Source organism: Clostridium beijerinckii, from assembly GCF_008705175.1.
Lineage (GTDB): Bacteria > Bacillota > Clostridia > Clostridiales > Clostridiaceae > Clostridium > Clostridium beijerinckii.
In genome coordinates, this window is the sequence record NZ_CP043998.1 from 4,289,032 (window position 1) to 4,302,582 (window position 13,551).

At 31.1% G+C, this 13,551-nt stretch carries 13 protein-coding genes; 1 reads left to right on the top strand and 12 read right to left on the bottom strand.

The genetic code is table 11. The annotated features are described in order from the left end of the window. Positions 1-6 precede the first annotated feature (6 nt). The 11 genes from moaC to F3K33_RS19420 form a co-directional block, all read right to left on the bottom strand. Positions 7-477 carry a cyclic pyranopterin monophosphate synthase MoaC gene (moaC, locus tag F3K33_RS19370; RefSeq protein WP_023975230.1) on the bottom strand — a complete coding sequence of 157 codons (471 nt, stop codon included), beginning with the start codon at positions 475-477 and terminating at the stop codon, positions 7-9. 4 nt (positions 478-481) lie between these two features. After that, entirely contained in the window at positions 482-1,438 is a 957-nt protein-coding gene (gene moaA / locus F3K33_RS19375; RefSeq protein ID WP_039773744.1) for a GTP 3',8-cyclase MoaA, read from the bottom strand. 489 nt (positions 1,439-1,927) lie between these two features. Further along, the gene (locus F3K33_RS19380; RefSeq protein WP_039773743.1) at positions 1,928-2,536 is read right to left on the bottom strand and encodes a molybdenum cofactor guanylyltransferase; all 609 of its coding nucleotides are present in this window, start codon (positions 2,534-2,536) and stop codon (positions 1,928-1,930) included. Positions 2,537-2,540: 4 nt separating this feature from the next. Continuing rightward, entirely contained in the window at positions 2,541-3,110 is a 570-nt protein-coding gene (locus F3K33_RS19385; RefSeq protein ID WP_039773742.1) for a 4Fe-4S dicluster domain-containing protein, read from the bottom strand. Further along, positions 3,111-4,496 (bottom strand): [FeFe] hydrogenase, group A, encoded by a 1,386-nt coding sequence (locus F3K33_RS19390; RefSeq protein WP_039773741.1) that lies wholly within the window; start codon positions 4,494-4,496, stop codon positions 3,111-3,113. A 262-nt stretch (positions 4,497-4,758) separates the two neighbouring features. After that, positions 4,759-5,313, bottom strand: coding sequence for a 4Fe-4S dicluster domain-containing protein (locus F3K33_RS19395; RefSeq protein ID WP_009172359.1), 555 nt, complete (start codon positions 5,311-5,313; stop codon positions 4,759-4,761). A gap of 46 nt (positions 5,314-5,359) precedes the next feature. After that, positions 5,360-6,172, bottom strand: coding sequence for a formate dehydrogenase accessory sulfurtransferase FdhD (gene fdhD / locus F3K33_RS19400; RefSeq protein ID WP_039773740.1), 813 nt, complete (start codon positions 6,170-6,172; stop codon positions 5,360-5,362). After that, entirely contained in the window at positions 6,150-6,728 is a 579-nt protein-coding gene (mobB, locus tag F3K33_RS19405) for a molybdopterin-guanine dinucleotide biosynthesis protein B (RefSeq protein WP_023975237.1), read from the bottom strand. The genes fdhD and mobB overlap by 23 nt, the downstream gene beginning before the upstream one ends. Further along, positions 6,706-7,917, bottom strand: coding sequence for a molybdopterin molybdotransferase MoeA (locus tag F3K33_RS19410; protein ID WP_039773739.1), 1,212 nt, complete (start codon positions 7,915-7,917; stop codon positions 6,706-6,708). The genes mobB and F3K33_RS19410 overlap by 23 nt, the downstream gene beginning before the upstream one ends. A 219-nt stretch (positions 7,918-8,136) precedes the next feature. Then, entirely contained in the window at positions 8,137-10,278 is a 2,142-nt protein-coding gene (fdhF, locus tag F3K33_RS19415; RefSeq protein ID WP_039773738.1) for a formate dehydrogenase subunit alpha, read from the bottom strand. 273 nt (positions 10,279-10,551) lie between these two features. Continuing rightward, the gene (locus F3K33_RS19420) at positions 10,552-10,902 is read right to left on the bottom strand and encodes a Na-translocating system protein MpsC family protein (protein WP_023975240.1); all 351 of its coding nucleotides are present in this window, start codon (positions 10,900-10,902) and stop codon (positions 10,552-10,554) included. A 276-nt stretch (positions 10,903-11,178) separates the two neighbouring features. Here F3K33_RS19420 and F3K33_RS19425 point away from each other — a divergent pair, with 276 nt between their 5' ends. Then, positions 11,179-11,667 (top strand): MogA/MoaB family molybdenum cofactor biosynthesis protein, encoded by a 489-nt coding sequence (locus tag F3K33_RS19425; RefSeq protein WP_012059968.1) that lies wholly within the window; start codon positions 11,179-11,181, stop codon positions 11,665-11,667. Positions 11,668-11,846: 179 nt separating this feature from the next. On the opposite strand, the gene F3K33_RS19430 is transcribed toward F3K33_RS19425, so the two are convergent. Continuing rightward, positions 11,847-13,538: a methyl-accepting chemotaxis protein gene (locus tag F3K33_RS19430; RefSeq protein ID WP_039773737.1), complete on the bottom strand. Its 1,692-nt coding sequence runs from the start codon at positions 13,536-13,538 to the stop codon at positions 11,847-11,849. Between the last annotated feature and the right edge of the window lie 13 nt (positions 13,539-13,551).

The window sequence follows — 13,551 nt, forward strand, 5'->3', positions numbered from 1 at the left end:
TTTTATTTAAATCTCCCTTATATATTCTCCACTTTTTCCGCCTGTTTTCTTTATTAATCGAACATTTTCTATTACCATATCCTTATCAACAGCCTTGCACATATCATATATAGTAAGGGCTGCAGTTGTTACAGCTGTTAATGCTTCCATTTCAACGCCTGTTTTCCCAACTGTTGAAACTGTTGCTTCAATTTCTATTTCTTCTTCGCCTATGCTAAAATTTATATCAGATCCTGTTATAAAAATATTATGGCACATAGGAATTAAATCCGAGGTTTTTTTTACTCCCATTATTCCGCCAATTTGGGCAACTGATAAAACATCACCTTTTTTAATAAGGCCATCTTTTATCAAATTTACAGTTTCCTTTTTCATTTTAATTAATCCTCTTGCAATAGCAACTCTCTTTGTCTCATCCTTTTCACTCACATTCACCATATGAGCTCTTCCTTTTTCATTAAAATGAGTAAATTCCATAAAATCAACCTCCAATTGCTGTCATTTCTCTATTAATATAATTTCCGTTCTCTAATTCATGTTCTTTGGGTTTGCTTTTAATAGTATCGGTAATCACTGTCTTTATATCTTTACCATCTCTAAGCAATTTCTTTAAATCCACTTCGGAGTTTGAGTGAAGGCATGACTTTAGTTTTCCATCTGCTGTTAATCTTATTCTATTGCAATTTCCACAAAACTTACATGATATAGGATTAATAAGCCCGACTTTCCCCTTTGCATTTGGAAGCTTATAATATCTTGCTGGAGAAGAAATATCTGTTGATTTTATTTCTATTAATTCTGGCATTTTTTCTAAAACTGTATCATTAGAAATATATTTATTAGATGACCAATGCTTCAAAGTGCCTATTGGCATAAGCTCTATAAATCTTATTTCTATATCTTCATATTTTGTTAAATTTATAAAGTCTTCTATTTCATTTTCATTAAAGTCTTTTATTAAAACTACATTTAATTTAATTGGAGCAAGTCCACTCTTTTTAGCTGCTTCAATACCTTGAAGTACATCTTTGAGTTTGCCCACCTTAGTTATCTGTGAATACTTTTCTTCATTCAAAGTATCTAAGCTTATATTAAGTCTATTAAGACCTGCATTTTTTAAATCTTTAGCATAATCCTTTAAGAGAATTCCGTTAGTAGTCATAGCTAAATCCTTAACTCCGTCCATTTTACCTATGCCATTAATTAACTTTAAAATATTTTTTCTTACTAAAGGCTCTCCTCCAGTTATCCTAACTTTATCTACACCTAATTCAACAAAGCTTTGAGTAATAGCTTCTATTTCTTCTAAAGTTAGAATCTCTTTATGCCACATCTTATCAATTCCTTTTTCAGGCATACAATATTTGCATCTTAAATTACATAAATCTGTGACTGATATTCTCAAGTAATTTATCTTTCTGCCATACGAATCAAACATAATTTTCCTCCAGCTCATGAAACTTCTAGAAAATAACCAGTCAGATTCTTATCTATTTGGTTCTATGATTCATCACCACAACCCTTACATAATTCACTATGAGCAAGTTATGGTTCTTCGCCTAGCGCAAAATATTCTAAGAATCTTTGACTTGTTATTTTCTTTCTGCTCCTTTATTCCTTACTATTACTTCTTATTTTTATTATCCAATTTATGAGTTTGAGCTATTAGATAAACATATTTACAAAATTTCTGAAACTTAGGTGCATACCTTCATCAGAAATCATAAATATTTTTATGCAGAAGGCATTTGAAAATGAGCTGTTAAAGGTTCTTAGTTGTAAGTTGTTCCAATTTAGCTTGTCTCGCTGAAAGCGGGAACATGCTGAATTGGGTACAACTTGCAACTTAGAACTTTCAGCGACATTTTCATAGTACTTCGAAATAAAAACATTTATGATTTCGGTTAGTTATTACACAATTCTAGAGTCAAAGTTGCTTACCTATATATAGCTCTAAATCTTCTTTTGAGTTAAGATTCATAAACATATCAAAAGAATAATCATATTTTTTCAAAACATTTTCTTCAATAAAAAGGGGCTCTATAATATCAATTAATCCCGCTATAGATCTTTTATTAAGTGTTATAAGTTTTTCAATTTTAGGCAATATATCTACAGAATAAAAAGCATTAAAAGGCTCAAACTTACTCTCCCTTTTAGCAACACAAGCATTTGCTTTACTATTTGTAAGCACTTTCTTAATATACTTAATATACTTTAAGTTTACATTAGGCATATCACAAGCTATAAAGTATACATATTTACTCTTACTTTCTTTAAGCCCACCATAGATTCCAGATAGAGGACCAATATCTTTTATTTCATCGCTAATTATTCTTATTCCGTTTTCTGCTGTTTTATACTCTTCTGGCTTATTTGTGACAATAATTATGTCTTCAAATTCTTTACTTAGTTCATGAATTAACTTTTCCATAATTCTCACTTCATTAATTCTTAAAAACTGCTTATCAAAACCCATTCGTGAACTTTTTCCACCTGCAAGTATCACTGCTGTTTTAAAACTTTCCACATTCATACACTTATAATATATTTACTAAATTAGCTGCAGCATTTTTTCTCTTTTCCGAAATGTCTTCATCTATAATTTTAGATTCAACTAATCTTAATGCTTCTGTAGGACATACCTCTACGCAAGCAGGACCATTTTCCCTACCTATACATAAATCACATTTGTTTGCAACTAATCTTTCTTTATGTTCTAGCTTTCCGTCTTTATCACACATTAACCCCTTTTGAATAACTTTCTCTCCAGCTTTATGTTCAACTATTATATCTATGGCACCAAAAGGACAAACTATTGCGCAAGATTTGCATCCTATGCAAGTATCTTTATTTATTAACACTACTCCGTCTTTATTTATAATTGAACCATTTGGACATGCATTAGCACACGGAGCATTTTCACAATGTCTACATTGAATTGGAGCACTTACATCTGCAGTTTTAATAACTTTTAAACGAGGATTAAAATTAACCTTATCCTTACTTTGTACAAGTATGTTTTCTTCAGAATGTGCAACAACACATGCAGCTTCACAAGTTCTACATCCTATACACCTTTTTGGATTTGCTATAACAAAATTATTCATTTATATTTCCTCCTTCTTTCTTGAAACAAACTTTGTATGTAGTAGATGATGAGATTTTTCACCAAGAGGTTCTATTAAAAACTCTTCATATAATTTTTTTATAAAAGGATTTTCATGAGATTTTCTTATTTCAAGTTCAGAATCATGTTTATAGATACCTTTTTTTCTACTTACCAAGGCATTTCTTCTATCTATATCCAAGATAAACTTAGGTTGTCCACCACCACTTACACAACCTTCTGGGCAAGTCATAACTTCAATAAAATCAAACTCACACTTTCCTTCTTTTATATCTTCAAGTATTTGAACTACATTTTTCAAACCTGAAACTACTGCTACCTTTAATGTTATCTTTGGCAATTTCACTTCTGCAACCCTAATTCCTTCACTGCCTCGTACAAAATTAAGCTCCAAATTAGGAATAGATTTCTTTGTAAGCATCTCATAGCCGCTTCTAAGTGCTGCTTCCATTACACCACCAGTTACTCCAAAAATATTACCAGCTCCAGTATAACTTCCAAGTGGTAAATCGAACTCTTCATCCTTTAAATTTTTAAAATCTATGCCCTTATCTCTTATAAGCTGAGCAAATTCCCTTGTAGTAATAACTATATCTACATCCTTAAAACCACTATCTTGCATTTCTTCTCTATCACATTCAAATTGCTTGCAAGTACATGGCATTATAGCTACATTATATATTTTCTTAGGGTCAACCTTGTCTATTTTAGCACCATAAGTTTTGAAAATTGTTCCAGCCATTTGTTGTGGTGATTTACAGCTTGAAAGATGATTCAAAAGCTCTGGATAGCTTTGTTCCATAAATTTCACCCAGGCAGGACAACAAGAAGTAAACATTGGTAATTTTCCACCTTCTGTTACCCTTTTTATAAGTTCACTGCCTTCTTCCATTATAGTTAAATCCGCACCAAAGTTAGTATCATAAACCCTGTTAAAACCTAATCTTCGCAGAGCTGCTGCCATTTTACCAGCTGTTAAACTGCCAGCTTTAAGTCCAAATTCTTCACCTAAAGAAACCCTTATAGCTGGTGCACATTGAACTATAGTAAATAATTCTTCATTATGTAAAGCCTCTTTCACTTTAGCTGTATTTCCTTTGTTAAACGCTGCAAAAACCGGTTCCTTTACACTTTCAAGTAAGCCTCTAGCTCTTCTTTTTTCTTCTATTGCATAGCTGTTTTCTCTATTTTCAAATGCATAAGAATTACATACCTGTATGCATTGTCCACAAGAAACACAAACATCATAATCAATCTCTTGAGGTTGTCCCGCTTTACCTTGTATTGCATTTACAGGGCATACTTCAACACATTGCTGACACCCAGTACATAACTCTTTATCAATATTTACAAAACCAATATCCATAAACTAAATTCCTTTCTTTTATAATATATATCAAAAACTTTATATTTCCTTAAATATATATCTACACTAGAAATAAGTGACATGTTGTGTGTAGTGTTTCATTGGAATTTAGATGGTAGTGATTCTTGACTAGAAGTTGTTCCAAAATGCTTGTTCAAAGCTTCTCTTTGAGACTAGCTTTTTGGGTGCAACTTTTAGTCTTAGAATCACCCATCTAAATTCCAGAGAAACCGGAACACAACATGTTACTTATTTCGTCTAGTTATATATTTAAGTTACTTACTGCTCTTATGTTTCTTATTCTTTTTTCTTCTATGACATCGAATAATTTAAGAGCATCTTTAGGACAGGCTTTTACACAAGCTGGTTCACCTTGTTCTTTACATAAATCACATTTATATGCAACCTTTGTTTCTTTCTCTTCTAGGACTTCTTCAAATAATTCCTTCTGTACATTTTGCATGACTGCTTTTCCAGCCTTATACTTAGTTCCCATTTCAATAGCTCCAAACGGGCAAGCTACTGCACATGCTTTACAACCTATGCAAATTTCTTCATCAATTATTATTGCATTATCTTCATTTTTAATTGCATTTATAGGACAGACCTTTGCACAAGGCGCATTTTCACAATGTCTACATTGAACTGGAACTGTAAAGTCCTTCTCTTTAATAACATGTATCCTAGAAATTATTGGTGTCTCTATATTTCCAACAGTGACTGCTTCATTATGAGCCTTAAAGCAAGCTATTTCACAAGCCTTACACCCAACGCACTTATTAGCATCTCCCACAATGAAAGAATTGTAATTTTCCATATTAATTTCACTCCTTTGTACAATCAAGCATCTAAAAAACAAAATACTAGAATTCTGATTTTTTATTAGTATCTACAATTCTATATCCATTAGCATATATATTCATTTTATTGCCTCTTACAAATCCAACTAAGGTAATATTTAATCTTTTTGCAAGGGCCACAGAAAGACTTGTAGGTGCTGATTTAGATATAATTATTGGTATTTCTAGCTTGGCCGCCTTTAATATCATTTCAAGAGAGACTCTTCCGCTAAGTATAACTGCTTTATCCTTAAGGAATATGCCTTTCATAAGTGATTCTCCAATAACCTTGTCCAAGGCATTATGTCTAGCTACATCTTCATACACTACAAGCATTTCATTGCTATCACATAATGCAACGCAGTGAACTCCTCCTGTGTTCTTAAAAACATCCGAATAATCTAAATTTGTTCTCATAAATTCGAATATATTTTCAGTATGCATTTTAGCATCACTTTCAACAGGCTTGCAGTTTAAGGAATCTAAGAAATTATCAATTCCATCAATTGATTGATCCTTTATACTTTCCAAATCAATTTTCTTAGAGAAAAAGCTTTCGCGAGCAGCATCTTTATTCTTAGTCTCAACCTCTGCAATTCCTTTTTCTTCATTTAAATTAAAAGATATTATATCTTCACTAGTATTTATTAAACCTTCTGTTCTTAAAAAGCCAACTGACAATGCTTTTAAGTTTTCTGGGCTACATAAAAGTGTAGCTAATTTTTTTCCATTAAGAAAAATTGTTAGTGGGTATTCTCTAACTAGAAGTTCATCTACATCTGCTTTACAAATGCCGTCTTCTATTTTAAAAACTTTACATTCTAATGTTTTTTCCATTATTTATTTCTCCTTCGCGCACTTTAAAAATAACTTTGTCCTCAATAAATTCAGCTATCTTATTCACATCATTGATATCTAATTGTTCTATGTCTAGATTTAGCTTTTCGTCAGTAGCTACCGCTAAAAATTTCGTTCTATCCGAACTTTCATTTTCACATAGAAGCTTTGAATCAACTTCTTTTCTATGAACTTCTATTTTAGGGTATCCATTATTTTTATATCCCTCTATGATTACCAAATCCATACCTACAAATAGTTCTAGTATTTCTTCAAGATCTTTTTCTTCCTTTAGCTTTTCTATCATAGCTATTTTTTCTTTTGATGAAATAACCATTTTGTCTGCTCCAGCTTTTACAAACCTATAACTGTCTTTTCCCTCTTTATCAATTTCAAATTTATGAGCATCATGTTTTAGGACTCCTATGTTATAGTTTTTTTCTTTTAATATAGGTATCAATGCTTCTATGAGCGTTGTCTTCCCTGTTCCAGATTTAGTTGCAACTATAGATATTACTTTAAGTTCACTTGATTTATTTAAAGATGAATTTTCCACTTAAAACTTCTCCTGCCTTTTTATATCCAATTCCTGCTGGCATTATTATTATTCCATTTGCCTTACTCATAGTAATTAACTGGTTAGAACTTTGAGATCCAACCTTATATGCATATAACTTTCCGTTCTCAGCTTTTATATTTACATATATGTATTTACTTCTGCCTTCTTTTTCTTTAAAGTCTTCAGCTAGTATAACTTGGAGAGTATCATCACTCTCCATATTTTTACCAAGCATTTTTTCACAAGCTGGCTTTACGAATTCTTCAAAGGTAGTTATTGCAGATAATGGATTGCCTGGTAAGCTAAAAAATAGTTTTTTATCAATAACTGCAAAACTTATTGGCTTTCCTGGTTTTATAGCTACAGATTGAAATTTTATATCAGCATTTATTTCCTTTAATACTTGTTCTACAAAATCAAAATCTCCAACTGACGCACCACCTGAAGTTATAACTACATCTGATTTTTCTAATGCTTCTTTAATTTTACTTTTTAAAGTATCCTTTTTATCTTCTACAATTCCTAGGGATAAAGCTTCTAAGCCTAAATTCTGAATTAATGCTTTTAGCGAATATTCATTGCTATTTCTTATTTGTCCAAACTTAGGAGTTTCATTTATGTCTACAAGTTCATCTCCTGTTGTAAGTATTGCTACTACTGGATTTCTATGAACCTTAATTTTGCTATAACCTAAGGAAGCCAAAACTCCAATTTCAGTTGGCCTAATCAGCGTTCCTTTTCTTAAAGCAATATCTCCTACTTTAATTTCTTCACCAAGCTTTATTACATTGCATCCATTTTTAACTTTCTCAGAAATATAAAGAATATCCTCACGAACCTCTACTTTTTCAATTTGTATTACTGCATTTGCACCTTTAGGCACTGGTGCTCCTGTCATTATCTTCATTGCTTGCCCGTTTTTTAATTCTTTATCACTAAACTCTCCAGCTTTTATAAGATCAACTATCTCAAGCTCTATTGAAACTCCATCTTCATATAAATCAGTATCCTCACTTTTTATGGCATATCCATCCATTGCTGATTTATCAAATGGTGGAAGATTATCTCTAGAATATATATCTTCTGCTAATGCCTTATTTAAACAAGATAAAATATCCTTCTCTTCACATTCTAAGGCCTTAGATTCTTCCGAAATTATTCTTAAAGCTTCTTCTACACTAATCATTGCTGTTTCCTCCCTATAATGTTCACCTGATTGGCCCTATTTGGTAAACATATCTCATCATATGAAGTAAAATATACAAGCATACTTATCTATTTTTTTGCTTGTGCCTTATCATTTTCTTTTAAATTCCTAATATATATATTGCAAAAATAATTCTTCAGCATAATTTTAAAAATATTAAAAGAATTTTAGCTGTAATTGTGAATTGCAACATATATACTATTTTTCAGATGTTATTCTCATTTTCTTTCTTATGTTTTCATATTCAGTTATTATATATTCCTCAGCTGATTTTTGATCTTCGATTCTTTCAACCTTAATTGCACAATATTTAAATTCAGGAGTTTTTGAAATAGGATCAAGACTATCATTAGTTAACTCATTACATGCACCAATCCACCATTGATATGTCATAAAAGTAGAACCCTTTTTAACTCTTTCAGTAATAAGTGCTCTTGATAATACACTTCCTCTTCTAGATGTTATTCTTACAAGTTCTTGATCTTTTATATTTAACTCCTCTGCATCTTCAATACTCATTTGTATAAAGCCTGGTTCATCTGCAAGCTTTTGAAGGGCACGACAATTTCCTGTCATTGTTCTTACTGAATAATGTCCAACTTCTCTTACTGTTGATAAACTTAAAGGATATTCTTCATCTGTTAATTCAACTGGTGGTCTCCATTCACAAGCAAATAATCTTCCTTTACCGCTAGGAGTCGTAAACTTATTTCCTTCATATAAATAAGAAGTTCCCTTGTGATCTTTTGTAGGACAAGGCCATCTAACAATTCCTTGTTCTTCAATCTTTTTGTAGCTTGCTCCTGCAAACTTAGGACATAGGCTTCTCATTTCATCCCATATTTCTTCTGTATTTTTATAATTCATTGGGTAACCCATAGCTGTTGCTACTGCACTTATTATTTCCCAATCAGTTTTTACATCCCCTAAAGGTTCCACTGCTTTTCTTATCCTTTGGAAGCCTCTATCTGCTGAACTATAAACTCCATCATGTTCTCCCCAAGAAGTTGAAGGTAAAATAACATCAGCATGAAGGGCTGTTTTATTCATAAATATATCTTGCACCACTATAAATTCAATTTTATCTAAAGCTTCCCTAAGCTCTGCTGCATTTGGATCACTTTGAACTGGATCTTCTCCAAATATATAGTAGGCTTTTATTTTATCTTCCTTAAGAACTAATTCAGGCACTTGAGTTAAGAAATATCCATTTTTATCTGAAAGTTTAACGCCCCAAGCCTTTTCAAATTTTTCTTGTACTTTCTTATCTGTTACAAGTTGATATCCTGGATAATTATTAGGGATTGTCCCCATGTCACAAGTTCCTTGTACATTATTTTGTCCACGAACTGGTCCAATTCCTACGCTCGGTCTTGCAAAGTTTCCTGTTAAAAGAGCAATCGATGCGAGACCCCTTACTACATCAACAGCTTGTGAGAATTGACAAACACCCATACCATATAATATTGTGGCATTTTTACCCTTTGCATATGTTCTCATTGCTTTTCTTATATAGTCAGCTTTTACTCCTGTTATTTTTTCAGCATACTCTGGGGTATATTTTTCTACTTCTGCTTTATACTTTTCAAAATCCTCAGTATATTTTACTACATAATCATGATCATATAAATCTTCATTTATTAACACATTTCCAAAGGCATTAACTAGAGCCATATTAGTTCCACCCTTTAGTTGAAGCCATAAATCAGACAATCTTACAACATCTGTTTTTCTAGGATCTGTCACAATTACTTTTGCACCCTTTTCTTTAGCCTTAACTATTCTTCTTGCTACTATAGGATGAGTTTCTGCAGGATTATATCCAAATATAAATAAAACATCCGAATCTTCAATTTCTGGAATAGAATTTGACATTGCGCCATCACCTAGTGAATAAGTAAGTCCTGCAACAGATGGTCCATGGCATACTCTAGCACAATGATCTATATTGTTAGTTCCAATAACTGCTCTCATAAATTTTTGCATTACATAGTTTGGTTCATTTCCTGGACCTCTAGCTGAACCCGTTCCCATAATTGCATCAGGTCCATATTTTGCTTTTATCTTCATAAGGTTTTCTGCTGTAAATTTAATAGCTTCATCCCATGAAACTTCTTCTAATTCCCCATTTTTTCTTATCATAGGTTTTTTAATTCTAGAAGTTAATATTTGAGGATCATTTAAGAAATCCCAGCCATAATATCCTTTTAAACATAATTTTCCTTCATTATTATCACCATTTGCAGGTTCCGCTCTTACAATCTTTCCATCATTAACTACAAGATATAAATTGCACCCACTTCCACAATAAGGACACACCGTTAACACTTTCTTTTCCATATTCTAATACACTCCTTTTTAGGCATAATCAAAAAATAATAAATCATCATATGCCTTAATTATTCAATCACTAAATCAAATATTATCTAAAAAAAACAAAAAACCAGTACAAAGACTGTTTGTTTCAACGGTCCTTAGTACTGGTTTATTTAAAAGCTAAAACATAAACTCGGCACTATCAAAAAATAACAAGTAAGTATACTAGCATATTTTCTTTCTAGTGCCTAATATTTTTCTTTTCAATCCAACCTTAATTTATTAACTTTTCTAATTTTAATCTATTAATTTTATTGTTATAACAACTGTTCTATTATCGTTTTCTATATTACAAATTTTCCAGCTATAAGTAAAGTCTTTTTTTAATATATCTTTCACTTCCTGAAGGAAATTTTTTTCAAGATGGGGCTTCATTATCTTCCAATAATCTGCTACCATATTGACAGCACCTTCATTAACCAAAATTTCACTAAGATTTGAAAGTATCCCTTTTATCTCTAAAGTTATTGTGTCAAGGGAATCAACCTTCACTTTAACATATTCTGGCCCTCTACCTCTATAATGCTTTATAATTTTAACTGTAACTTTTTTAATTTGTTCTTGCAATTCAAGATTTATAGCACTCATTTTCTATTTAAATCTCCTATTTTATTAACAAAATCCAGTTCTATAAATTTTACCTTGTCATAATATTTTAGTCAACTCTGAATGTTGATTGAATTTTTTATTTAAAGCTTTATTTCGACATATTTCTAACTAATCATCGTTTATTTTAAGTCTTTCATTTTTTCTTCAATGAGCTTATAATTGATATTATTAATTTAATCTATAACTAAACTATAGTATAATATTTAAATTCAAATGTTTATTAATATAAATTTTCCCGCAGGAGGTAAATATAAAATGATAAGTACAGCTATATTAACTATAAGTGATAAAGGCTACAACAATCAACGAGAAGATCTAACTGGTCCAGCTATAAAAGATATTCTACCAAGTGATAAGTTTTCTGTAGATTATTATAAAATAATCCCTGATGAAGTTGAAATGATAAAAGAAGAACTAATATATCTTTGCGATTCCTTAGGTATTAATATGATCTTAACAAATGGTGGAACAGGTTTTTCAAAGAGAGATGTTACTCCAGAAGCCACAACAAGTGTTATCGAAAAATTAGTGCCTGGTATCCCTGAAGCAATGAGAAGTGCTTCACTAAAAATAACTCCTAAAGCTATGCTTTCAAGAGCTGTTAGCGGAATTAGGAAAAGTACCTTAATAGTAAATTTACCTGGAAGTCCAAAAGGCGCTGTAGAAAATCTAGAAGTTATACTGCCAGCCCTTCCTCATGGAATTGATATTCTAACAGGTGAAGCTTCTGAATGCAGTAGATAATATTGAATTTAGATTTATACGATAATCCACCGAAAGTAGAAACATTCTTATTTCGCAGGACTATGAAAATTTTGCTGAAAGTGATAACTTGCACAACAGTGTAATAGCAAAACTATGTTATAAAATAAAACACCCATGAAAATCCTAATTTCAGATTTTTGTGGGTGTTGTCATATTTTTTAAATTTTAAATTTAAATACCTCTTGTTTTAGTTTTTCCGAACTTGTTTTAGATTTTAATGCCTCTTCCAATACATCATTAGATTGAGTAGTTATATTTCCGACTTTATTTGCTATATCTGAAACTCCCCTTGCACCTTCATTAGATGCATCTGCTACATTTTCTATGGTTTCTAGTATATTTTCTACAGATAATAAAAGTTCTTTCGAAGTTATACCTAACTCAGAGGAAAATTCTTTATAATATAACGCATCATTATTATATTCATGACTTGCATTAACTAAAGTTTCGTAATCTTTTAATATTCTGTTTTCCATGAAACTAAGCATATTATTAGAATTATTAGTTAAATCTTCAACCGAAGATAATATAATTGACGTTGTATTTTGCATCTTATTTATAGTTTCATTAGATTGTTCTGCCAGCCTTCTTATTTCTTCTGCTACTACGCTAAATCCTTTGCCAGCTTCTCCAGCTCTTGCTGCCTCTATTGCTGCATTAAGTGCAAGTAAGTTAATTTGTGAAGTTATTTGAAGTATAGATTCCGATAATACATTTATTTTCTCCACAGCTTTAGCTTTTTCAACGGATTGCTTCAATTTAATACCTGTTTCTTTAAACACTTTTTCAGTTTCCTTTTGATTATTTTTTGAAGTTCCCATAATATTTTTAGCTTTTTCACTTACTTGATTTGATTTCTCTTCAATGTATTGTGATTTTTCAGCTATAGAATTAACTATAATTCCTATTTCCTTTGAAGTTCTTGACATCTCTTCTGCAGATACTGCACTCTCTTCTATACTCGCTGAAATTTCTTCTGTAATTGCTGAAACTTCTTCAACATCATTATTTAGATGCTTCACTTTATCATTTACTGTATCATTAACAGTATTCATATCTTTAGATACAATTGCTACATCGTTTATCAGAGCTTTTAAAGAATTCTGAACCTTATCTATTGATATAGCTATATCCTCAATCTCATCCTTTGTTCTTATATTTATATTACTAGTTAAATCACCATCACTCATTTTACCTAAGACACTTTGTATTTTTACAATATTATTACTTAATTTCTTAGAGTATAAATAAATCATAACAAAAGCTAAAATACTCACAATAACTATTGTTAGAATTGTTGCATTTAGCAATGCACTTCTCATACCTTCAAACATGCTTGAGTCTACATCTACACCAGCAATAGCTATAATCTTTCCTTCTGAATTTTTAATTGGTGCATAAGCAGAAATAAAAGTACCATACTCATCTGTAAACGATTCATTTGTTACTATAACTTTATCATTAAAAGCTTCTTTCATCACGCTATCCATAGTATAGTCTTCTAAAAATTCAGATGCATCAACTGAAACATCTACTAAAAACTTAGCTTGTGTCCCTTGAACTCTTTCAAGTGTATAAAAATTCCTTGCAACACTTTTTGATTTAGCCAAACTCATTGATTTCAATACATCTTGATATTCTACACTGTCATCCGATTGCTCTTTTATAAGCTTTTCAAGCTTGTCTCTATCAATAGAAACAGTTAAATCTGAAATACATTGAGTAACTGTTTGCCTAAGTTCCTTTTTAAATTTTTCAAACATAATCAGATTTACTGAAACTAATATTATAGCTATAGATGATAAAATAACCAACATCATTCCTAATATTTTCTTCCCAAATTTACTCATACTCCACCCCTAA